This is a genomic window from Vibrio sp. S17_S38 (assembly GCF_014694375.1).
In the GTDB taxonomy this organism is placed as follows: Bacteria; Pseudomonadota; Gammaproteobacteria; order Enterobacterales; family Vibrionaceae; genus Vibrio.
Map to the genome: position 1 here is coordinate 14,998 of NZ_JAAUWW010000012.1, position 22,993 is coordinate 37,990.

A 22,993-nucleotide genomic window follows, 5' to 3' on the forward strand; every position below is an offset into this window, starting at 1 on the left:
TCTCACTCAAGTACTCATCAAGCCGTGAGTTTTTAACCAAGTTGTTTAATAAAATACCAATCATTGCTTGGGTTGTTCGAAAACTCAGCATTCAATCAATTATTTAAAAAAATTCCTTTACAGCATTTAAGAGTTTGCTATTATCTGCCCCGCACTTGTGGAGGGGTTCCCGAGTGGCCAAAGGGAGCAGACTGTAAATCTGCCGGCTCCGCCTTCGATGGTTCGAATCCGTCCCCCTCCACCATTATTTACTTATTGGTTAATTAATTTTTAGTACTCACTATTAAAAATACAACGGATAAGCGTTCTAGATATAAAGCAAAGCCATTTATATTTAAGATGAACAAACACAATTTGTGGAGGGGTTCCCGAGTGGCCAAAGGGAGCAGACTGTAAATCTGCCGGCTCCGCCTTCGATGGTTCGAATCCGTCCCCCTCCACCATTATTCCCTTGCTCATTATTAAGCATGAAATATTTAATAACGAACAAGTGTTCTAGATATAAAGTAAAGCCATTTATATTTAAGATGAACAAACACAATTTGTGGAGGGGTTCCCGAGTGGCCAAAGGGAGCAGACTGTAAATCTGCCGGCTCCGCCTTCGATGGTTCGAATCCGTCCCCCTCCACCATTATTTCTTATATCAAGTTAAAAAAACCAGCTTATCTAAGCTGGTTTTTTTCGTTTTAAATCTGCCACAGCTCACATTATTAAATATAAAAAACACCAACAAAAATACAATATAACAATTAATTGCATACAATACTTATATGTTCGTGTTTTTACCACTTCCCATCACCATATTCACCCACATGTATAATTATCAATTAAATACAACAGGTTAACGTCATTAAACTCTCGTGTAATGATTCATTTAATTCAAAATAATATTGGCATAAACATTGAGATGTAGATCTAGCTTGCAGAAATTAACGCCATCAATTTACAAAACAAATTGTATTCAATATTGTTGTAAAAATGTTAAACAACTTCTATACATAGATGGACAATAAATATTACAACTAGATGACGCAAGAATATTGCTCTTAAAAGAAGCACAGCGTCACTGACAGTGGAATAGACAATTAAGGATATGTCATGAAGCTTTTATATACACTGAATCAAAGACCACCGATGGCCACCACATTATTACTCGCGCTACAACATATGCTCGCCTCTATTGGCGGGATCGTAGCCGTTCCTCTTATTGTTGGGTCCTCAATTAACCTTCCATCGGTTGAAATTGCCGACCTGATCAATGCCGCTTTACTTGCATCCGGTATCGGAACCATAATTCAATGTGTTGGCTTCGGAGCTATCGGCATTCGATTACCCGTCGTTATGGGATCCAGCTTTGCCTTTCTTGGTGTGTTAATCACCATAGGTAAAACCGATGGCATGAGCGGAATTATGGGAGCAGCGTTTGCGGGTTCTTTCCTCGTCATCATAGCCAGCTTTTTTATGGAAAAAATAAAAAAACTGTTTCCGGATGTCGTGAGTGGTGTCGTCATTACTCTGATTGGATTAACCATACTTCCTGTTGCAATGAACTGGGTTGGAGATGCGCCTCCAGGCAGCACTGATTTTGCCACTCTACCAAAACTTTTTCTTGCCATCGTTTCACTTGGTATCGTGATTTTAGTCTCTGTCTATTGTAAAGGCGTCATTGCCGCTTCTGCCATTGTCATCGGTTTACTCGGCGGTTATTTAGTCGCATTAAGCATGGGAATGGTCGATCTAAATCTTGTTAGCAATGCAGCTTGGACAGCAGGACCTGATCCATTTAAATATGGTATGACTTTCTCTTGGGGACCAATTTTAAGCATTAGCTTGGTTTATATTATTGTTGTTGCTGAAGCCACGGGTGATTTCATGGCATTAGCGGCAAACTGCCAAAAAGATTTAACGGGTAAAGAATTAAAACGTGGTGTATTAGGTGATGGGATCACCAGTACAATTGGAGCGCTATTAACCGCAATGCCACTCGCCTCTTTCAGCCAAAATGTCGGTATTGTCGGTATTACTGGTGTTGCAAGCCGTTATGTCGTTGCCGCCACTGGTGGACTATTGATTATTGGTGGTATGTTCCCAAAACTGGCTGCTCTTGCGGTAACCATTCCTAAACCTGTATTAGGCGGCGTAGGCTTTATTATGTTTGGCATGATTGCTTATGCGGGTATTCGCATGTTAATTAAAGCGGCAGATACTCGCCGTAATGCACTAATTATTTGTGTGAGTTTAGCAGCAGGCTTGGCAGTTACAATCGAGCCTCGCCTTATTCAGCATTTACCTCATCTGCTTGGCGAGTTTTTCCATTCAGGTATCACAACAGGAACCATTATTGCTGTTCTACTTCATCAGCTCCTTCCTCAAGATCATAAAGAAGAACGTGCAGTCAAAAAACAAGAAATTGCTGAAATGACGCGTGATGAAGATAATCATTCCGCTGCAACTAAAATCTTAGACTCTAAAGCTAGTATTTCAAAAGCGATTGCCACAATAGAAATGATGCGCATTGAAGCTCATGACGTGATGATGCAACAAGAAGCTGATGCTAAAGGGGATAAACATTCAGACCAAGGCCAATCTGAAAAAAAAACGAACCATGGTCAATCTAATTTAATGCCAAATACGGCCATGAAGTAAAACTGGAGCCAAGATGATTTTATTGTGATGTTAGCAATAAATCTTCTTGGCTTTTTCACCAAAGAGCCTTTCACCTTTATATCGAATGGCTTGAACTTACGTTAAAAAGAGAAAGACCTACTCCCCTGAAATGGATGCGTAGGCTAAGGATTAATATGAATGTCATTCAATGCAAATAATCAAACTACATGGATAAAAAACCCACTCGCTATTTATACCGGCACGGAGCTTGATGCTCGTGGCGGTATTGTCGTCCAAGGCAACACGATTCTTGAATTAGTGGCACTTAATTGCCAACCTCTCCATCGGATTGATCATGTTGTTGACGCAAAAAGTCACGTTGTCACGCCAGGACTGATAAATGCCCACCACCACTTCTACCAAACCCTGACTCGAGCTTACCCAGATGCTTTAAACAAAGAGCTATTTAACTGGCTCAAAACCTTATATCCAGTTTGGGCTGGACTGGATGAAGAGATGCACGCGCTATCAACCGAAGTGGCATTAGTCGAAATGATGATGTCGGGCTGTACAACGGCCTCCGATCATCATTATCTTATTCCTGTTGGTTTAGAGAATGCGATTGATATTCAAGTGGAAACGGCTAAAAGGCTTGGCATTCGCGCTATTTTAACTCGAGGTTCAATGAGTTTAGGCGAAGATGACGGCGGCTTACCACCTCGTCATACTATTCAAAGCGAGCAAACCATTGTTGATGATAGCCTACGATTAATTAACACTTATCACCAACGTGAAGAAGGCGCGATGACCCAAATCGCACTCGCACCATGCTCCCCTTTCTCCGTGACCACTGATTTAATGAAAGAAACGTCCCGCATTGCGCACCAAGAAGATGTCATGATGCATACTCATCTATGCGAAACCATTGATGAAGAAGATTTTTGCCTACAGCGTTTTGGTCATCGTCCTGTTGATTACTTGGAAAGTGTCGGTTGGTTAAATGATAAAACGTGGCTAGCACACGGTATTCATTTCAACGATGAAGAAATAAAACGTTTAGGTACAGCGGGTGTTGGCATCAGCCATTGTCCAACTTCGAATATGATGCTGGCTTCCGGCATTTGTCGTAATAATGAGCTAGAAGCCGCTGGTGTAAAAGTGGGTTTAGGCGTTGATGGCTCGGCGTCCAACGATGGATCCAATATGATTGGCGAGGTTCGTATGGCAATGTACCTACAACGCCTGCGTTATGGCTCCGCAAATGTTAGTCATACCGATGCGCTACGTTGGGCAACTAAAGGCTCAGCCGCCGCAATGGGCCGCTCAGACATTGGTACACTCGACGTTGGCAAGCAAGCTGATTTATCCATGTTCACTTTAAGCGACATTCGTTTTTCTGGCTCGCACGATCCATTAGCCGCACTCATCATGTGTGGCGCGCAACAAGCCGATCGAGTAATGATTAACGGGCAATGGCGTGTGCATGATGGTCATGTTATTGGTTTGGATTTGGAAGGCTTATTAATCCGCCATCGAGCAGCAGCCAAACGCTTAGCTGAAAAAGCACTGGCGTTACGTTAACGCCTTATTCATCTTATAATTCAGATTCCATCCAAACAAAAAGGCCGATCAAATGATCGGCCTTCCTTTTAAAGACGTAGGCGTTCTTACTTACTCCACGACTACATAATCCACTGCCACCAGATAAATACGGCTAAAAATCCGAACAAGTAAACAAATCCAACCCAAGCCAGCGCTTTCATTTTACCATGCAATTTAAGCTCTTTCGGCAAGTCAGTACGAGTAACAAGTAAGTAGTTCAACACTGCAAAAATAGGTGTCGTCATAAACGCTAAAATCATCGCGAAGTGCATCATCGACATCAAAGATGAAGTAAAGAATAAAACCACTGCTAATGCCAATACACTGACTATCACCATCCAAACCGATAAATAACTTTTCGTTTCTTTTTCTATTTGTAATTCAGACTTACCTTTTAGCAATAACGTACTTTCGGTTAGTACACGTGAGTAGCCATCAACACACGTAATCGTACTGCCAAATATACAAAAGAACGCAATAATAGCAATCAAGTAACGAGACCATTCACCAATTGATTCGGTATACATTCCCACTAATTAATGAGCAAAACCAATACCTGATTTTTGCAATTCAGCACCGCTACCATTTAACACTAAAGCGCCAAGAGCTAGAAATACGATAGCTAAAACCGCCGTTCCAATATACCCAACATTAAAATCTAACAATGCCGACTTAACCGTGACTTCTTGCTCTTTCGCCTGTGCTTTTAGCCACAATGAATTAAAGCAAGATATTTCAATCGGTGCTGGCATCCACCCCATCATGATCACGATAAAGCCAAATGAAGCCAGGGTCCAAGGAGACGGACTTTGAAAATCAGTTGGTGCAACCGCCCCTTTCCCAGCAGCAATCGCTACGGCAAGTACCGTTGTCACCACTAACACCAGCATAATGACTTTAGATAACCCACTAAGCGCTGCAAAATGACCGGCAAAAAGAATGACTAAGCAAGCAGCAAGAATCGCAACAGAAAGGACAGGAATCGATAAGCTGAATGGTAAAAAGTACCCTAACAGGCTGGCACTAAACATTAATAATGCAGCCACATTTACGAAAGCTGAAATAAAATTTAGAACGTTAAATAACCAAAGATAACCCACGCCCATTTGGTGATAACCTTGCACCAAACTTTGATTTGTTCCCATAGTGTATTGAACGCCGGCTCTAAAAAATGGGTATTTAAATAGGTTAACCAGAAGAATTAATGCCGCTAGTTGCCAACCATAAATAGCGCCCGCTTGGGTTGATGACACTAAATGTGAACCGCCCACCGCAGCCGATGCCATCATCACTCCGGGACCCAGTGCTTTCAATAAGGAGATAGCTTTACGGGGCTGCTCATCAGCCATTATTGTGTTGGTATTTTGCATAGATACATTCCTAATATTATTTTTATTTCGCAGATTTTTCTGCTTTAAGTTATTAGGAAGAAAATGATAACGATGTATTACGTGGCCGTCCTGCCACTTATACCCAAACAAATTGAAGGATATAAACAGATAGAGTGAAACCTAGTGCAAGGTAACTTATCACTTCCTTTCTATAGATTATTCTGCTGCCTTTTACCTATTGATACAAGCCTCAACAGAAATGAAAAGTCGTTTAACCTTAAATCCTCGTATAAATCAGTGATACATTTCAGTTGAGCTACCCAAACAGTTTAGCTGACTGGAATTTATGATTAAATTCAATATAAAAAATAATAACAAACTCGCAACAAGGAGATCTAAGCATTGTTTTTGAAACATAGTTCGTACATTTTAAGCCACTACCAATAATAACGCCTTCTATTATGGCTTAGATCAAATAACCACCTCATTCAAAGTGATAATTTCACTATCAATATAATTATCTACTCACAAATGGGTATGCCAGAGGTGGTGACACATGTTTTACATACATATGCTTTTATTACTTGCCGTTATATTTACCGGTATTCGTTTCGGAGGTATCGCGTTTGGTTTGCTCGGTGGCCTTGGCGTTACTGTGCTAGCTTTCGTATTTGGAATAGCACCAGGAACACCACCGATAAGCGTTATGCTGATTATTCTGGCGGTGGTTGCTGCATCTGCGACTTTAGAAGCCACTGGCGGTCTAAAGCTCTTAGTTAAATTTGCGGAAAAATTATTAAGAAAACATCCAAATCAAATCGTATTCCTTGGCCCTTTTTGCACTTATCTTTTAACTATCCTTGTTGGTACTGGCCACAGTGTTTACCCACTTTTACCTGTTATCTACGATGTCTCGATCAAAAAAGGCATCCGTCCTGAGCGTCCAATGGCAATGGCGTCAGTAGCATCTCAAATGGGGATCACAGCTAGCCCTATCGCAGCAGCTGCGGCGGTTGTTATGGCAACCGCAGCTAAAAATGACCTTGATATCTCACTTATTCACGTATTACTCGTGACCATTCCGGCAACATTTTGCGGCTTAATGGCGGGTTGTACTTGGAGTTTATTCCGCGGTAAAGATCTGGATAAAGATGAAGCTTACATTGAACGTTGCAAGAATCCAGCGTTTAAAGAAGCATTAATCGATGAGTCTGCAGAAGGCGAAAACAGTATTGCCAACAGCAAAAAGGCGAAAACAGGCCTGACTGTCTTTTTATGCGGTATCGCAATTGTTGTATTCGTTGCCATGTTTGGTAAAGACTTGAACTTACTACCAAAAGGCGTGGGTATGTCTGTGGCAATCCAGTTCTTAATGCTGGCTGTTGGCGCGGTCATTCTGCTATTTACTAAAGTTGATCCCAAAGAGATCGTTAAAAGTAATGTCTTCACCGCAGGTATGACGGCGGTCATCATTATTTTTGGTATCGCTTGGATGAGTGACACTATTATTGAACATCACAAGCCCTACTTAATTGAAATGGTCAGTGACATTGTCAGCGTTCACCCTTGGACATTTGCACTGGCAATGTTTGCAACATCAGTATTCCTTAAAAGCCAAGCGGCGGTACTGACTATCATGTTCCCACTCGGGTTTTCTTTAGGTATTCCACCGGAAGTATTAGTGGGCGTTATCCCCGCTTGTTACGCTTATTTCTTCTTCCCATTTTACCCATCAGATCTTGCTGCCATTACCTTTGACCGCTCTGGCACAACCTCAATTGGGAAGTATGTTCTAAATCACAGCTTCTTCATTCCGGGTATTATTGGTGTATCAACGGCAACTTGTATTGGTTACTTTATTTCAACGACAATATTAAGCTAAATAGACCTCTAAAATAGCAACAACCCCCAATATTGATTATTTAACTATTGGGGGTCGCTTCATTATTAGATCTTATTTCATTGATTTCTTTATTTAACCACGCTCATGTGGTGTGGTTAGATCCAAATCTGGTCCTTTGGGTACAACTTGAGTTGGGTTAATCCCTTTATGGCTAAAATAGTAATGGCGCTTAATATGCTCAAAACTCACGGTGTCTGCCACATTACCAATCTGATACAGCTCTTTCATATAACCTTGAATATTTGAATAATCTGTAATGCGCTTTAGATTACACTTAAAGTGACCCACATATACCGCATCAAAGCGAATCAAGGTGGTGAACAAACGCCAATCTGCTTCTGTTATTTTATCGCCCACAAGGTAGCGACTGACTGCTAAATGTTCATCGATTTTATCTAGTGCTGCGAACAAACTATCAAAAGCTTCTTCATAAGCTGATTGCGTAGTAGCAAAGCCTGTTTTATATACGCCGTTATTTATGTTTGGATAAATAAAATCATTCCATTGATCAATTTCCGCCTGTAATGTCGCCGGATAATAATCGTCAAAATTACCCGTTAATTCATTAAATGCGCTATTAAAGATTCGTAAAATTTCAGATGATTCATTATTCACAATGGTGTTGGTTTTCTTATCCCAAAGCGTTGGCACCGTGACTCGGCCTGAATATCCCTCTTTTGACTTGGTATAAAGTTGGTGCATTTTAGTAAACCCAAACAATGGTTCTGGTTCACTAAACTCCCAGCCATTCTCAAGCATGTCAGGGCTGACAACCGTGACATCAATATGCTCAGTTAAACCTTTAAGTTCTCGCATAATCAAGGTGCGATGTGCCCATGGGCAAGCGAGAGAAACATATAAATGATAGCGACCTGATTCAGGTTGGAATGGTGCATCGGGTTTGGTTTCAATCCAATTACGGAATCCTGCATCTTCGCGCACAAACTTACCGCCATTGGATTTAGTGTCGTACCATACATCATGCCAAACACCTTCAACTAACTTACCCATGTCTCACCTTCTTTTTCTTAACGTATTCATTTATTGATTAAGTTAAGTATAGACACCCTAACAATCCATCACACCGGAGCAAGCTGATGGTTTTGTTCGAAAGATTTGAAGGAGTGACTCATTATTATTGCCGTGCTAGAGTTCGCCCTATTCTAGTTAACCTATATAACCTTCAATGAAATCTCCTTGTATTGCCGCCTGTAAAAATAACGATGGGATCTGCTCTGGTTGCCACCGAACCATGAGCGAAATTCTAAATTGGAGCAAAATGAACGATACTGAGCGTGAGATTATTATGGACAAACTCAGTCGTAAAAATGCGACTCATGATTGCCCTGAGTGTAATGCACAAACCCATTGTGATATCTCGGCTGGAAATGAAACTTGCTGGTGTTTTAGTGTTGAAAGAAAAGAACTTGATAGCCAACATGAACATTGTTTATGTCGTAAATGCTTGGGTAATAAAGGGTTTGTTTCTGTAGCGCCCTAATAATAAACCTAAAAAAGCGGCACTACAAAATAGTGCCGCTGATATTGACTTCAACCATTTAGTTATAAAAATTTTCCATTACTCTCAATCACTTTTTGATACCAATAGAAGCTGTCTTTTTTGTAGCGTTTGAGCTCTTTTTCACTTTCTTCATCACGATCAACGTAAACAAAACCGTAACGTTTGGCGTAACCATTTAGCCAACTAAATAAATCTTGGAATGACCATGTACAATAACCTAACACTTCACAGCCATCATCAATGGCCGCTTCAATCGCTTGCACATGTTCTTTTAAGAAGTGAATACGGTAATCATCATGTACTTTGCCATCTTCAGTTAGTGTATCAAAAGCGCCTAAACCATTTTCACTGATCAGCACTGGCAATCCATAGCGTGAAGTAATTCGACGCAATGACACTCGTAAACCATTCGGGTCAATCGCCCAATTCCAATCGGTCATTTTCAAGTAATCATTATCGGCGCGAGCATAAAGTTGCTGCGTTGGGATTTCTTTTACATCTGACACCACAGATACCTGAGCAGCGTTACCCGCTTGGACATTTTCTTGCTTTTTATTCGGATCAATATAAGTTGCAGATTGATAATAATTCAGCCCCATAAAATCGCAGATCCCAGCTTTAAGCAGATCTTTATCGCCCGCTTGAAAATCGACTTTAATACCTAAGTTTTCCAGTAACTTCAGGCCAATACGCGGATATTCACCTTTAGCATACACATCCATCCACAAGAAATTTTCGATCTCTTGAGCATTTTCCATCGCAATCACATCTTCTGGCTTTTCGCTTTTGGCATAAGTTGGTCCATAAGCAAAACTTGGTCCGACTTGTCCCTCAATACCCATTTCACGAAAGAGTTTGATTGCACTGGCATTGGCTAAACTCGCAATATGATTAGCATTAATGAATCGCTGGTAATCGGAGACTTTAGGCGGATGCAACTTTTGCACATAACCGAGACCGGTAAAGATATTTTGCTCATTCAGTGTGACCCAAAGCTTCACCTTGTCGCCATATTCCTTGTACAACAATTCACAAAATGCAGTGAAATCTTTAATAATTTCACGACTTTCCCAACCTGCATATTCATCTTGCAGAGCTTGCGGTAAATCCCAATGATAAATGGTGAGAATGGGCTCAACACCCGCCTCAATCAATTTATCAATCACCTTGTGGTAAAACTCAACACCTTGTGGATTTACCGTACGTCCATCTGCCATCACACGTGGCCACGACACTGAAAAACGATAAGCGTTTAGGCCCATCTCTTTCATTAACTCGATGTCTTCTTCAAATTTATGGTAAAAATCAATCGCGACTTCACCCGTTGTATCTTTAAACGTATTGCCCGGAATGCGTGAATAGGTATCCCAAATCGATGGACCTTTACCGTCGGCACTTGCACCACCTTCAATTTGATATGCCGCCGATGCACTACCCCACAAAAAATCATTTTGAAATGCCATACGAAACCCTCACAAATTGTTGAAATGAATAAATAATGTTTAACCCTAAAGCTAATAACTATAAATTACGCTACTCAGGCAGATAAAGCCCAAGAAACCAAACAATATGGTAGGTTTAAAACAAAGGATTGATGGTTTATTTACCTTAATCACAGTCATGATTATCGCTATGAAACTTCATTCTTTTATTTCACCATAAAGATGTGAGATAACGAAATAAATCAGCAGATAAATGAAAGGCAATCAGATAGATAGGACGTAACAAAGAAGAAAATAACCGCGTAATTGATTTAGGGGAATTACAGATCAGACACCGATTCACGGCACACTAAACGCCCCGAAATCAGCGGGCTATCTTTCATTTTAAGGCTGGTTTTCTCAAGCATTTGTTCAAGATTTTCCATGCAAACTTCGGCTAATTGTTGACTAGAGTGGCTGATGCAGGTCAAGGTTGGATTGAGTTGTTGGGCAAGAGGTGAATCTTCTAATGAAACGACTGAGATATCGTTTGGCACTTGAATATTAAATTGACGCATTAGACGCATCGCTTCTGCGGCGTAGTTATCACGCTTAACCACAATCGCACTGTATTGAGTAAAGCTATTCATTAAACTTAATAACGATTGTTCTAAATTTTGCTTTGCTTCAATGACCAAACGGCGATCGTAAGGCAAAGAGAAATTTTGAATCGCATTTTTATAACCGTTCAATAATTCCGTGCAACTGGTTTGGCTTAAATCATCCACCAGTAACGCAATTTTTCGATGACCTTTGCCAAGTAAATAACGACAAGCACTTTCTGCTGCGAATTGATAATCAAACCCAACAGAAGATTGAGCATCCGTAACCGAGCCATCCATGTGCAACACATTATCAAAAGCAGACGTGTTGATGGTGCCATTAATCATAATGACCGCTTCACATTGTGAGTTAAGTTCAAATAATGCGTTTTGTTGCTCATCCGTACTTTCTGCAAACTGTACCAACATCAATTTATTCATTGATTTTAACTTGCGAGAAATAGACGGCAGATAACTGGTTAGACTGGCAGCATCAGAGGTATTAAGCACGACACCAACATAATGAGATGATTGTGTGGCTAAGTTTTGTGCGGCTACGTTTGGGCTATAGTTGAGTTCTTCGGCGGCTTTTAACACAGCTAATCGGCTATCTTCGCGCACACCACGACTGCCACTCATTACGCGAGACACGGTTGCTTTTGATACATTTGCCAATTTTGATACGTCTGTGATAGTTACCATTGAGTTCTCTATTTACTCATACTACGAATTGATAAGTGATTATATCCTGCTTAATTGTTTTCTTACTAGTCATCGTTCACATTACATTAAAGTGCACTATGCTCACTTACCCATTATCAATAATAAATCAGCCCGCCGGATTAAATCGACGGGCTAATATAATTATTTTGCAGCTAAACGCTTATGAACATCAATCAACTCGGCCAGCATTTCTTTCGCTAACATACTGGTCATTAAATGGTCTTGTGCATGAACCATGATCAATGTCATTTTGGTCTTGCCTTCACCTTCATCCGCTTCAATCAATTTGGTTTGCACTAAATGTGCTTGATTAGCAAACTCTTGAGACTCTTTCATCAAGCTTTCAGCCTTATCAAAATCACCGGCTTTTGCTGCAAACAATGCTTCAAAGGCAAGGCTTTTTGATTGGCCTGCGTTGATGATGATTCCCATTACTTGCTCTTCTAAATCCATATCCATTTTCGTATCCTATTTTTCTAATTTAAATTCTTATTTTTGAGTCGCGTGATTTATTTTTTAATGCATAACCGATGGCTTTAAAATCTCTAAGTTTAAAATACATTTCGTTTAGAAACTACGCCACTTAAAACCCAGAGCTCTTAAAAACCATTATTCTTGGAGACTTGCGCAAACCATTCGCCGCTTAATTTTTTAGTACGAGTTTGTGTTTTCAGATCTAAGCTATAAAACCCATAACGATTTTTGTAGGCATTATTCCAAGACCAATTATCAATAAACGTCCATAGATGGTAGCCGCGACAATCTGCCCCTTCCTGAATCGCTTTATGCAACCAAGATAGGTGATCTTGAATAAACTCAATGCGATAAGTATCTTGAATTTGTCCATCTTTCAAAAACTTATCTTCGCCTTCTACGCCCATTCCATTTTCTGAAATAAAACATGGAATGTTGCCGTAGTTTTCACGCAAATTGGTCATAATGTCATAAATGCCTTTCTCGTATATTTCCCAACCACGATGGGGGTTCATCTTGCGACCTGGCATTTCATAGTTCTCAAAAAACCACTCAGGCATAAATGGGCCATTTTTATCAACTGCGGTTAATCGAGCTTTCACACGGCGAGGCTGATAATAGTTCACACCCAGTAAATCAACTTTTCCTGCTGCGATAATTTCGCGATCACCAGCTTCACAGATTGGCATTTGGTCATGTTGTTTTAAAAGCTCAACTAAACCTTGAGGAAACTCACCGTTGACAGAAGGATCTAAAAAACTACGGTTAAATAGTAGATCAGCGATATTTGCCGCTTTCAAATCAGCAGAATTTTGCGAACGAGGATAAGATGGCGTGAGATTCAAAATAATACCGATCTGACCATCTTGTTGTTGTGCACGATACGCCATTACCGCTTTAGCATGCGCTAACATAGTGTGATAACCTACGGTAACTGCACGGCGAAAATCCACTACATTCGGGTAATGGAAATCATACAAATAACCCCCTTCAACCGGTACAATAGGCTCATTAAACGTGAACCAATATTTAACTCGATCACCAAATAGTTTGAAGCAGGTATTAGCAAACTCAGCGTAAGCATCTACGACTTCGCGGCTCTCCCAGCCTCCTATTTCTTGCATCGACATTGGCATATCAAAATGAAATAGGTTGATAAAAGGTTCGATACCTTGAGCAAGCATTTCATCGATAACGTTATTATAAAACTCGACCGCTTTAGGATTCACCTCGCCAATACCATTAGGAATTAAACGCGACCATGAAATAGAGGTTCGAAATGAGTTATGCCCAATCTCTTTCATTAAAGCGATATCATTGCGGTAATTTTGATAAAACGTGGAGGCTTGCGTGGCGCTGACATTATTAAAAAATCGATTCGGTTGTGTCTTGTACCAGTGGTCCCAAATGTTCTCACCTTTACCATCTTCAAATGCTGCGCCTTCGGTTTGGGTTGCAGAAGAAGCACTTCCCCACCAAAAGTTTTCAGGAAATTGATGTTGCATGTTTCTACATCCTTTTCAATTAATGCTCTACGGTAATCGCCGCTAAAAAAGAAGCCACGATTACCATAGATGTCTATTTTAAACAGCCAGCCGATTCAGGGCGATAATACGCTCCCAAACCGCAAGCAGATTAAGCCGTAGCCGTTTGACCTTGTTCTACTTCTTCATGTTGCTTCGCTTCATTTTCAAGCAACTGCTTCTCGTAAGCTTTAATGAATGGTAAATAAACCACTGCAGAAATCGCCATACAAATAAAGCATAAGATGACAGGACTCATTGCCCAATTCGCTGCCCATGATGCGCCGATTGGTCCTGGTGTTGTCCATGGGGTGACTGAAACCACTCTTGCCACTAAATCAAATTTCAAGGCAAAATAAGCAACTACCGCATTAATCATTGGTACAAACACAAACGGAAGGAACATAACTGGGTTCATGATGATTGGCGTACCAAACAACAATGGTTCATTGATATTAAATAGCGCTGGAACTGTGCTTAACTTACCCACGGTTTTCAGGTGGATTGAACGGCTACGAGCGAGCATAAATGCCAATGGTAATGTCGAACCAACCCCACCAATTAATAGGTAGTGGTCCCAAAAACCTTGTAGGAAAATAACCGGTGGCTCCATGCCGTTCGCTAATGCCGTTTGGTTTACCGCCAAATTAGCTAGCCAAAATGGATTCATAATACCGGTCACAATCAATGCGCCATGAATACCAGCAAACCATAAAATTTGGCAGACTAACACCGCCAATAAAATCGCTGGCAATGAATCCGATGCAGAGACTAAAGGCTCAAGCATAGACATGATGGCTTGTGGAATAATCATGCCCGTTTCCGCTTCAATGAATAAATTTAACGGATGAAGTGTGAAAATAATCACTAATACCGGGATCAAAATTTCAAATGAACGAGCAACGCCTGCTGGCACTTCTGGCGGTAATTTAATCGTAATATTTTTGCGCTTTAAGAAAGCATAAACTTCGGTTGCAAAAATTGCCGTGATCAACGCGGTAAAAATACCTGGGCCACCAAAGTAAGTCATTACCAGTTTGCCATCTTCAATCGGTGCTGCCACCAATAAGAAAGACATCAAGGCCAGTAGACCCGTTGCAAGCGGATCTAAATCATAATGACGCGCTAAACTTGCCGCAACGCCAGTTGAGATGAAGAACGTCATTACGCCCATACTCAAGTTAAAAGGCAGCATTAATTGATCGCGGTATTCGCTAGAAAAGCCCAACCATGCTTGTGCAAATCCCCAAGAGGTGTCTGGCGAAAAAGGAGGGAAGATAAACACCAACATGAATGAACCAACAATCATGAAAGGTAATGCGGAAATAAATCCATCACGGATAGAGGTGACATGTCTTTGGTTGCCGATGCGTCCTGCTATCGGCGTGACTTTGTTTTCAATAAAATTCGTCAATGCGTCGTTTATAGAGCTCATATTATCATCCTAATAATCGTACTATTTATTGTATTTGGCCCGTTTCGAGCCTGAGGTAAAGCAAGCAAAGGGGTTTATCACAGGCAGTGTTATTTATTTTATTTAATCACTGCCATGTTCTAGATTTATTGAGATTTCTCTTAGCCAATCAAAGCAAGCGCATGATCAAGCACTTTATCGCCCTTTTGCATTCCGTAATCCATCATGTTAATTGGCTCAACTTTAATGCCATAAGCATCAGCTTTCTTTTGAAGGTCAGCTTGCATATATTTAATTTGCGGGCCTAATAATACACATTCAAAGTTAGGCGCATGTTGATCAAATTCTGAAGCACCAAATGCTTGAATATCAACTTCTAATCCACGTTTGTCAGCTTCCGCAATCATTTTTTTCATTAGCATGCTGGTTGACATTCCAGCAGAACAACAAAGCATAATTTTTTTCATAACGACCTCGATTTTTTTGTTTGGGAGGGGATATATTGTGTGTTGCAATAGATGTTTTGATTGTGTATCGATGTGAATAACCTATCACACGGAAACAGAATGGAAACCGGTTTCCATTTATTGGAAACTGAAGTGTGAAATTGATCACCGGATTAAATAAAAAAATCTGGCAAAATGAGATCTGGATAAAATTATGAAGCGAGAATAAATGGATCAGCACACTAATCGACTGCTAATGAAACGTGTCGAACGTCACATTTCCCCTATTGCTAATTGGCTAGCAAGCAGTAAACATTTAATTGCTATCCGCGATGGGTTTCAAATTTCGATGCCATTTATTATTGTGGGGAGTTTATTTGTACCTTTTATTTTTCCACCGTTTAATCCTGCTAATTACCCAACAATTAATGCCTTCTTGCTAGAACATCGCCATTTTTTCTCGACTATGTTTGAACACACTATGGGGCTAATTGCTCTATTTATTGCCTTTGGTGCAAGTGCCAGTCTAGCTAAGCAATATTCTATCCCTGAACGTTTATCGGGGTTGACGGGATGTGTGGCATTTTTACTGCTAACAGGATCGGTTGATCAAGCCTCCCCCGAAAATTTTCTTGGTGGAAACGGTTTATTTACCGCTATTATTTCAAGTGTTTACAGTATTGAAGTGATTCGATTTTTTTATAAAAGAGGTTGGCATTTATCGATGCCCGATGAAGTGCCGCTGATCACTCGCAATGGCTTTAAACTCATACTACCGCTGCTTTTTATTATGTTATCTTTAGCGATTCTCAACTTAACGCTGAAACAATACACCGGTCTATTCTTCCCTCAACTGATCACCGAAGCGTTTAAGCCATTAGTCATCGCGAGTGACACTTTAACCGCCGTATTGCTCTCACTTTTGCTCTGTCAGCTTCTTTGGTTTATGGGCATTCACGGTTCATTAATTGTCACCGGGATCATGAATCCATTTTGGTTGAGTGGATTAATTTCTAATCAAGCCGCATTAGCATTAGGAGAGCCTGCACCCCATATTTATTTACAAGGTTTCTGGGATTATTATTTATTAATTGGAGGCGTTGGTTCGACCCTACCTTTAGTGTTTATGGCACTGAAAAGCCGCTCGAAGCAATTAAGTAGTGTCGGAAAAATTGGTTTAATTCCGTCTATGTTCAATATTAATGAACCCATCTTGTTTGGATTTCCAATCATCATGAATCCTATGTTCTTCTTGCCTTTTGTGTTCGTTCCTTTGATCAATGCCACTCTTGCTTGGCACTTTACTCAATTAGGTTTGCTTGATCCTTTCGTTTCTATGTTGCCTTGGTCGATGCCCTCACCTATTGGTGCTTCATTATCTGCCAATGGAAGCTGGCATAATATTTTGATGGTATTTTTTGCCATGTTTAATTCATGGATGCTGTATCGACCTTTCTTTAAAGTGTATGAAAAGCAGTTGATTGCTCAAGAAACTAGTACCGTTTCATAGCAAGTTTCATACAGAAAGTGTGAGTATTGACATAATTCACAACATTGAATGGCAGAGATAATGAAAAACCATAAAAAAGACAAATTAGAACATCTATAGATTTGGTAAATTAGGGGCATATAACTCGCTTTGCTTGCGCCTGAAAGTTACCCTTAAAATTGCCTTCAGATTTTATGATGCATGCAAATTATTCTCTCTTTGTTTTATTGAGTAAAGGTATGCACAAATGAACCAGCAACACTACTTAACCTTAGATATTGGTGGCAGCGCAGTTAAATATGCCATCATGAGCCAGCATGCTGATATCCTCATTAAAGGTAGCTACCCAAGCCCAACCACATCTCTTAACGAATTTTGGCAACAATTCGAACACCATCTATTACCGATAGCAAAAGATTACAATGTCGCAGGTATTGCTATTAGCGCTCCCGGTTCTGTCGATTGTGACTCTAGCGTGATCTATGGTCACAGTGCTTTGCGTTATTTACATGGCCCTAATTTTCGAGAATATATTCAGCAGCATTATCAGCTTAATTGTGAGATTGAAAATGATGCAAATTGCGCCGCATTAGCTGAACTATGGCATGCCGATGAAAATGAAGATTTTTGCTTACTTGTCATAGGAAGTGGTGTTGGTGGTTCAATGGTCATCAATGGACAGATCCACCACGGTAAACATTTACATGGCGCTGAATTTGGCTACATGTTTGTGGGGGCAGATGACGATGGAAAACCGGTTACCCTCAGTCATTGCGCCTCTACTCGGTCATTAATTTTAAATAGCGCTAAAGTATTGGGTCTAAAGGAACATCAACTCAATGGAAAAAAGGTATTTGAATTAGCAGAATCAGGGGATGAGCGAATTCAGAAAGTGATCGATAAGTGGTATCAAATGCTGGCATATGGCATCTATAATGTACAATATTGTGCCGATCCAGATCGAATAACATTAGGAGGCGCCATTAGCTCTCGCCCCGATCTGATCGAAAAAGTGGAAGAGAAATTAGATCAAATTTTTATCGAGAATCCTTTTTCTAGCGTACGCCCAAATCTAAGCGTTTGCCAAGCAGGTAATGATGCTAACCTCATTGGGGCATTATTCCATTATTTGAAAAGACAGTAATAAGCTTTATTTTTCCTTCTTCTTTCCCACATCTTCATTTCAATCCTCATCTCGCTTTAAGCTGTATAATTTAATGCGAGATGAGGAAAGTAAACTCTGCTATTTAAGACCGCCGACCACTTTCTGGCATACCGCTTCCGCCAGTTGGTGCGAACTTAAATTTCTCGCCATTTGATTGTCTGGTAACACGCCATTTTTAACGACATTAATCCATTCATGGATCATGGCCTCAAACCCTTTCGTTGCCAGCATTGGTTGCCAATCTTTTTCTTGCAACAATTCGGCTTTGTCCTCTTGCCATAACGTACCAGAAATAAAGTTATCAAATTGATAGGATTGATTATCAAAATTAGCACTGACTCTTTCTTGTGTACGACCAAACATTCGGTTCATCGAAGCTTGTAACAGTGTGCTATTTTGTTGCCACTCGACATCGACTCTTGCCAATTTATCACCTTGGAATTGCGAGATAATATGCAAATCTTGCACGTCTGTTTTAGCAAAAATATTGATACTGTCCAGTGGGTGGATAAAATCATCAAATATAAAAGTCCGAACGTCACCAACCTGATTAAAGCGGTGTTTTTCCCAGCATAATGAGCGTAGGGATTGCTGTGGTTTGCCTTTTTGCACATCCACTAAATGATGATTATAAAAAGGAATATGACGCCGATTAAACCCAAGATATAACGGCTGTCGATGCTGTTCCGCTAAGTCATAAAGCGTTTCACAATCATGAGCGTTATCTGCCAATGGTTTATCAACATAAGTTGGGATCCCAGCTTTTAAGAAAAAAGCTGCAATACTTGGGTGACTACTCGTAGCACTGTGGATCATCACCGCATCTACTCCGGCCGTTAACAATTGCTTATAATCAGTATACGTTTCTTTAATTCGATATTGCGCAGCGACTTGGGCCAATCCAATAGCGTCACGGCTACATAGCACCCAGTTCACGTTAGAAAATGTGGTTGTAATAAACGGTAAATACGCTTTCTTCGCTATATCACCAATGCCAATTAACGCTATTTTCATATCCATTCCCTGTCTATTATTTTGATTAAACTATCTTAGCGAATTACACCTATTTTGTCTTTTTAAGACCACACTATCTAGACACAAAAAACTTTGTTATCTCCTCTTATTTTTCCCACTTATCAGCTCAAAGTTATTACGAGAATTCATCCTATACGAACAGTTACCGTGACTTAGATCTCACACCTATTATTTAGTTAATAAATCTGTATAATTCGCCGCCTATTAATTTATATATTTATGCCCAAATAATTGAAGTTTCAGTGAGGCGGCAAGTGAACGCAGCCAACAAAGCAGAAGCTTCAAGTAAGACGGGTATATCATCCGATCTGGCCTTCCAGACTCTAGGGAACTTCTTTGATATCTACTGCAAACATCACCATGCAATTCGGCGCTGAACCGTTATTTGAAAACATTTCTGCTAAGTTCGGTAACGGAAACAAATACGGTCTAATTGGCGCCAATGGATGTGGCAAATCAACGTTCATGAAGATCCTCAGTGGTGCGCTTACGCCGAGCTCTGGCAACGTTTCTATCACTCCAGGATTAAAACTTGGGGTACTAAGTCAAGACCAGTTTGCATTTGAAAAACATAATGTTATCGATGTTGTGATCATGGGTGACCGTAAGTTATGGGAAATTAAACAAGAACGTGACCGTATCTATTCACTGCCAGAAATGAGCGAAGACGATGGTATGAAAGTCGCCGAGCTTGAAAGTGAATTTGCTGAGATGGATGGTTACACTGCCGAAAGCCGTGCGGGTGATATTTTGATCCAAGCGGGGATTGAAGAAGAATTCCATTTTGGGTTAATGCAGCAAGTCGCACCTGGTTGGAAATTGCGCGTATTACTTGCTCAAGCTTTATTTGCTAACCCCGATATTTTATTGCTCGATGAACCAACCAACAACTTAGACATCCACACAATCAACTGGCTAGCAGAAGAGTTAAACCAGCGTAAGTGCACCATGATCATCATCTCGCACGATCGCCACTTTTTAAACTCTGTATGTACTCATATGGCCGATATCGATTATGGTGAGCTGCGTATTTATCCGGGTAATTACGAATACTTCCTTGAAGCATCTGGCCTAATTCGCGATCAATTATTATCTAATAATGCCAAAAAAGCGGCAGAAATTAGTGAACTGCAAGACTTCGTTAATCGCTTTGGTGCCAATGCATCGAAAGCAAAACAAGCCAGTTCTCGCGCTAAAAAAATGGATAAAATCAAACTGGATGAAGTTAAATCCACCAGCCGTATTAGCCCATCAATTGACTTCGGTGAAGGTAAAAAACTGCACCGCCTAGCTCTTGAGTTACAAGATTTAGGCCATGGATTTGATGGGGAGATCTTATTCGAAAAAGGTAACTTATTGTTAGAAGCCGGTACTCGCTTAGCAATCATTGGTGAAAATGGCGTAGGGAAAACAACCTTATTACGTTGTTTAGTCAAAGAGCTGGAGCAAAACCACGGTATCGTTAAATGGTCAGAAAATGCCTCCGTAGGTTACTGCCCACAAGACAGTACGGTAGATTTCGACACTGATCTCAGTATTTTTGATTGGATTTCACAATGGCGCACGGTGAAACATGATGATTTGATGGTTCGAGGTATTTTAGGCCGTTTATTATTCACCGCTGACGATGCTAATAAAAAAGCCAAGAACTGTTCAGGTGGTGAGAAAAACCGCTTATTGTTCGGCAAATTAATGATGCAAGACATTAACGTTTTGGTGATGGATGAGCCAACCAACCACATGGATATGGAAGCGATTGAAGCATTAAATAATGCACTGAAAAATTATCAAGGTACGCTAATTTTTGTTAGTCATGACCGTAAGTTTGTTTCTTCTCTTGCCACATCACTTATTGATGTAAAAGACAAACAGTTAGTCCAATTCCAAGGCACTTATGATGAATATCTTTCGCATCAAAGAAGAGCGTTAGCGTCAGCATAAATATTAGGTTTCATTAGTAAACCACTGAAAATTGACCGTTGTTATACACTGCACAATAACGGTCAATAATTCACTTTCAGCATGACTTATCGGATATATCTCTAGAGGGTCAACGCTTTTAATAAAAGTGCGATACACAATAAAAACCCGACAACATACGTCCCTAACGCTCCCACAAACCGCAACGCATTTGGTTTCTCTAACGTGTGTGGAAACAATAGCCCCGCCGCTGCTACATATCTAAATACCGTAATAAGCACCATACACCACAACACCCAGCTAGAGATCGGCATTGTTCCTAAGATGAATATCAGTAACGCAATAATTGGAACATATTCCGTCGCATTGCTATGTGCTCGTATTGCTTTATATAGAGGATCCTTAGGATCTGAATTATGACCAAATACGGTATTGGTTTGACGCCTCGCCATCGAGACTTGAAAAGCTAATCCTATGACTAAAAAAGCCAACAGGCTGACACAAATTAAAGATACTGACATGAGGTCTCCATTATTTAATTAACCCAATTTAAGTGGCTGTGTTTAAGTAACTATATTTCAGTAACTGTATTTAAATAAGCGTGTTTATATCAAAGCCTCACTTACTGATTAACTGATTAACTGATTAACTGATTAACTGATTAACTGATTAACTGATTAACACAGTATGGTAGAACGTTATGAAAACCTACATTAAAAAATTATTGGCCATCAATAAAAAAGAGCAACACAAACGTTGCTCTTTTAAGAAATGAAATACCGTTAAATTTTATCGACTACTACGTTATTTTTATTGACCTTCTATGCGCTCAATCTTAATGGTGAGATTTCCCATTGGCGCATGTGTGGTCTTTAACCATGGTTTCGCAGGTGTATCAACACCATTCTCTTTATTATATTGCTGTTCCGCATCATATAACGGGCTCTGTTTACCATATTCATCTTGGTGACTGTACACAGCCACATAACGAATCGATTTTGCCATATCATCTACTGGCGCCACTATTTCAAACTGGTCATTTTTTTCATTATAAGTTGATGAGAACTCTTCATGAATAGGCTTAAAATTGGCATCTAAAAATTGCATGTAAGGCACAAAAACAAATTCTCTTGCTTCACTCATCACATGAATGCCTTGGTCGAATTCGAGTTGAGGCAATGCAAATAATTTAACTAAAGTTTTTCCTGACGGCAATTGCATAACCGAATCCGTCAAAGAAAGGCTAAAAGGCACGGTTTTATTCGAGTTAAGATAAGTCGCACTCACATCAGAAAATGAGTCCGTTGTTATTTTCACCGACTTTAAATTTGAGACTGTCTGTACTTCTTCTGTTTTGACCGCACTCGCATCATCGGGCCCAAATAGTTTGGGATTGAAAATATGACCATTTTGATCTGCACAACCAGCCAATGCTAACAACACACTTAAGGCAAGAATTTTTTTCATTTGTGTTCCCTGTATGAATTCATTTTTTATTTATTCTTATTTAAACGTAAATTATTATTTTATCGTCTATTGAAGCTTTCTTTATTGATACAGATTGCGATTTTTTTGCCAAAGTTGCAACTTACTAAATTCACTCACCGACATAAAAATGAAATCTTTCTTTATGTTGAATTATTTCACAAAGACTGCCGATTCATTGCTAGCCCTACCACTGTAGTTTGGTGATTAAACTCACATAAAAATACTTATTTCATGAAATAACCGCATTATCATCGACCGTTACGACCCCATCTAAAATGCCTATTTTGGTTAAAATTCGTGATTAAGTAACCGGTTTCATAAATGTCAT

Annotated in this window: 17 protein-coding genes, 3 tRNA genes and 1 pseudogene; 10 read left to right on the forward strand and 11 right to left on the reverse strand. The window is 40.1% G+C overall.

Going from position 1 to position 22,993, the window contains the following annotated elements:
* Positions 1-159 precede the first annotated feature (159 nt).
* The 5 genes from HC725_RS10575 to HC725_RS10595 all read left to right on the forward strand — a co-directional run bounded on the left by HC725_RS10575 (position 160) and on the right by HC725_RS10595 (position 4,188).
* Positions 160-244: transfer RNA gene (locus HC725_RS10575), tRNA-Tyr, on the forward strand.
* Between the two features lie 114 nt (positions 245-358).
* Positions 359-443, forward strand: a tRNA-Tyr gene (locus HC725_RS10580).
* Positions 444-546: 103 nt separating this feature from the next.
* A tRNA-Tyr gene (locus HC725_RS10585) sits at positions 547-631 on the forward strand.
* Between the two features lie 467 nt (positions 632-1,098).
* Positions 1,099-2,646 (forward strand): nucleobase:cation symporter-2 family protein, encoded by a 1,548-nt coding sequence (locus tag HC725_RS10590; RefSeq protein WP_190331788.1) that lies wholly within the window; start codon positions 1,099-1,101, stop codon positions 2,644-2,646.
* A 159-nt stretch (positions 2,647-2,805) separates the two neighbouring features.
* Positions 2,806-4,188, forward strand: a complete 1,383-nt coding sequence (locus HC725_RS10595; RefSeq protein WP_190331789.1) for an 8-oxoguanine deaminase — start codon at positions 2,806-2,808, stop codon at positions 4,186-4,188.
* A 101-nt stretch (positions 4,189-4,289) separates the two neighbouring features.
* Here the strand turns inward: HC725_RS10595 and HC725_RS10600 are convergent.
* Positions 4,290-5,579: pseudogene (locus HC725_RS10600) on the reverse strand (NRAMP family divalent metal transporter).
* A gap of 517 nt (positions 5,580-6,096) precedes the next feature.
* Between HC725_RS10600 and HC725_RS10605 the strand changes: the two are divergent.
* Positions 6,097-7,422, forward strand: a complete 1,326-nt coding sequence (locus HC725_RS10605) for an anaerobic C4-dicarboxylate transporter (RefSeq protein ID WP_190331790.1) — start codon at positions 6,097-6,099, stop codon at positions 7,420-7,422.
* A gap of 93 nt (positions 7,423-7,515) precedes the next feature.
* On the opposite strand, the gene HC725_RS10610 is transcribed toward HC725_RS10605, so the two are convergent.
* Entirely contained in the window at positions 7,516-8,454 is a 939-nt protein-coding gene (locus tag HC725_RS10610) for a glutathione S-transferase family protein (protein ID WP_190331791.1), read from the reverse strand.
* A gap of 175 nt (positions 8,455-8,629) precedes the next feature.
* Between HC725_RS10610 and HC725_RS10615 the strand changes: the two genes are divergently transcribed.
* Positions 8,630-8,944, forward strand: coding sequence for a cysteine-rich CWC family protein (locus tag HC725_RS10615; RefSeq protein WP_190331792.1), 315 nt, complete (start codon positions 8,630-8,632; stop codon positions 8,942-8,944).
* A 62-nt stretch (positions 8,945-9,006) separates the two neighbouring features.
* Here HC725_RS10615 and HC725_RS10620 read toward each other — a convergent pair whose 3' ends face one another.
* The 6 genes from HC725_RS10620 to HC725_RS10645 all read right to left on the reverse strand — a co-directional run bounded on the left by HC725_RS10620 (position 9,007) and on the right by HC725_RS10645 (position 15,589).
* On the reverse strand, positions 9,007-10,428 hold the full coding sequence (locus HC725_RS10620; RefSeq protein ID WP_190331793.1) for a glycoside hydrolase family 1 protein: 1,422 nt from the start codon (positions 10,426-10,428) through the stop codon (positions 9,007-9,009).
* A 299-nt stretch (positions 10,429-10,727) separates the two neighbouring features.
* The gene (locus tag HC725_RS10625; protein ID WP_190331794.1) at positions 10,728-11,690 is read right to left on the reverse strand and encodes a LacI family DNA-binding transcriptional regulator; all 963 of its coding nucleotides are present in this window, start codon (positions 11,688-11,690) and stop codon (positions 10,728-10,730) included.
* A gap of 162 nt (positions 11,691-11,852) precedes the next feature.
* Complete coding sequence (locus HC725_RS10630) at positions 11,853-12,164, reverse strand: PTS lactose/cellobiose transporter subunit IIA (RefSeq protein WP_190331870.1); 312 nt, start codon at positions 12,162-12,164, stop codon at positions 11,853-11,855.
* A 146-nt stretch (positions 12,165-12,310) separates the two neighbouring features.
* Entirely contained in the window at positions 12,311-13,690 is a 1,380-nt protein-coding gene (locus HC725_RS10635; RefSeq protein WP_190331795.1) for a glycoside hydrolase family 1 protein, read from the reverse strand.
* A 130-nt stretch (positions 13,691-13,820) separates the two neighbouring features.
* Positions 13,821-15,143 (reverse strand): PTS sugar transporter subunit IIC, encoded by a 1,323-nt coding sequence (locus HC725_RS10640; RefSeq protein ID WP_190331796.1) that lies wholly within the window; start codon positions 15,141-15,143, stop codon positions 13,821-13,823.
* A gap of 140 nt (positions 15,144-15,283) precedes the next feature.
* Positions 15,284-15,589, reverse strand: coding sequence for a PTS sugar transporter subunit IIB (locus tag HC725_RS10645; protein ID WP_190331797.1), 306 nt, complete (start codon positions 15,587-15,589; stop codon positions 15,284-15,286).
* A gap of 208 nt (positions 15,590-15,797) precedes the next feature.
* On the opposite strand from HC725_RS10645, the gene HC725_RS10650 reads away from it, so the two are divergent.
* On the forward strand, positions 15,798-17,078 hold the full coding sequence (locus HC725_RS10650) for a PTS sugar transporter subunit IIC (RefSeq protein WP_190331798.1): 1,281 nt from the start codon (positions 15,798-15,800) through the stop codon (positions 17,076-17,078).
* 226 nt (positions 17,079-17,304) lie between these two features.
* The gene (locus HC725_RS10655; RefSeq protein ID WP_190331799.1) at positions 17,305-18,201 is read left to right on the forward strand and encodes an ROK family protein; all 897 of its coding nucleotides are present in this window, start codon (positions 17,305-17,307) and stop codon (positions 18,199-18,201) included.
* A 99-nt stretch (positions 18,202-18,300) separates the two neighbouring features.
* Here HC725_RS10655 and HC725_RS10660 read toward each other — a convergent pair whose 3' ends face one another.
* Complete coding sequence (locus HC725_RS10660) at positions 18,301-19,236, reverse strand: Gfo/Idh/MocA family protein (RefSeq protein WP_190331800.1); 936 nt, start codon at positions 19,234-19,236, stop codon at positions 18,301-18,303.
* A 357-nt stretch (positions 19,237-19,593) separates the two neighbouring features.
* Here HC725_RS10660 and HC725_RS10665 point away from each other — a divergent pair, with 357 nt between their 5' ends.
* Entirely contained in the window at positions 19,594-21,198 is a 1,605-nt protein-coding gene (locus tag HC725_RS10665) for an ABC-F family ATPase (protein WP_190331801.1), read from the forward strand.
* 101 nt (positions 21,199-21,299) lie between these two features.
* On the opposite strand, the gene HC725_RS10670 is transcribed toward HC725_RS10665, so the two are convergent.
* Together HC725_RS10670 and HC725_RS10675 are read right to left on the reverse strand one after the other, a co-directional pair.
* On the reverse strand, positions 21,300-21,698 hold the full coding sequence (locus tag HC725_RS10670) for an MAPEG family protein (RefSeq protein ID WP_190331802.1): 399 nt from the start codon (positions 21,696-21,698) through the stop codon (positions 21,300-21,302).
* A gap of 289 nt (positions 21,699-21,987) precedes the next feature.
* Positions 21,988-22,644, reverse strand: coding sequence for a MalM family protein (locus HC725_RS10675; RefSeq protein ID WP_190331803.1), 657 nt, complete (start codon positions 22,642-22,644; stop codon positions 21,988-21,990).
* Positions 22,645-22,993 lie beyond the last annotated feature (349 nt).

Coding starts and splice junctions, on each gene's coding strand:
- HC725_RS10635 (WP_190331795.1), bottom strand. CDS start 13,690: ATGCAACATCAATTTCCTGAAAACTTTTGGTGGGGAAGTGCTTCTTCT.
- HC725_RS10650 (WP_190331798.1), top strand. CDS start 15,798: ATGGATCAGCACACTAATCGACTGCTAATGAAACGTGTCGAACGTCAC.
- HC725_RS10630 (WP_190331870.1), bottom strand. CDS start 12,164: ATGGATTTAGAAGAGCAAGTAATGGGAATCATCATCAACGCAGGCCAA.
- HC725_RS10670 (WP_190331802.1), bottom strand. CDS start 21,698: ATGTCAGTATCTTTAATTTGTGTCAGCCTGTTGGCTTTTTTAGTCATA.
- HC725_RS10620 (WP_190331793.1), bottom strand. CDS start 10,428: ATGGCATTTCAAAATGATTTTTTGTGGGGTAGTGCATCGGCGGCATAT.
- HC725_RS10625 (WP_190331794.1), bottom strand. CDS start 11,690: ATGGTAACTATCACAGACGTATCAAAATTGGCAAATGTATCAAAAGCA.
- HC725_RS10610 (WP_190331791.1), bottom strand. CDS start 8,454: ATGGGTAAGTTAGTTGAAGGTGTTTGGCATGATGTATGGTACGACACT.
- HC725_RS10615 (WP_190331792.1), top strand. CDS start 8,630: ATGAAATCTCCTTGTATTGCCGCCTGTAAAAATAACGATGGGATCTGC.
- HC725_RS10605 (WP_190331790.1), top strand. CDS start 6,097: ATGTTTTACATACATATGCTTTTATTACTTGCCGTTATATTTACCGGT.
- HC725_RS10660 (WP_190331800.1), bottom strand. CDS start 19,236: ATGAAAATAGCGTTAATTGGCATTGGTGATATAGCGAAGAAAGCGTAT.
- HC725_RS10655 (WP_190331799.1), top strand. CDS start 17,305: ATGAACCAGCAACACTACTTAACCTTAGATATTGGTGGCAGCGCAGTT.
- HC725_RS10640 (WP_190331796.1), bottom strand. CDS start 15,143: ATGAGCTCTATAAACGACGCATTGACGAATTTTATTGAAAACAAAGTC.
- HC725_RS10595 (WP_190331789.1), top strand. CDS start 2,806: ATGTCATTCAATGCAAATAATCAAACTACATGGATAAAAAACCCACTC.
- HC725_RS10590 (WP_190331788.1), top strand. CDS start 1,099: ATGAAGCTTTTATATACACTGAATCAAAGACCACCGATGGCCACCACA.
- HC725_RS10645 (WP_190331797.1), bottom strand. CDS start 15,589: ATGAAAAAAATTATGCTTTGTTGTTCTGCTGGAATGTCAACCAGCATG.
- HC725_RS10675 (WP_190331803.1), bottom strand. CDS start 22,644: ATGAAAAAAATTCTTGCCTTAAGTGTGTTGTTAGCATTGGCTGGTTGT.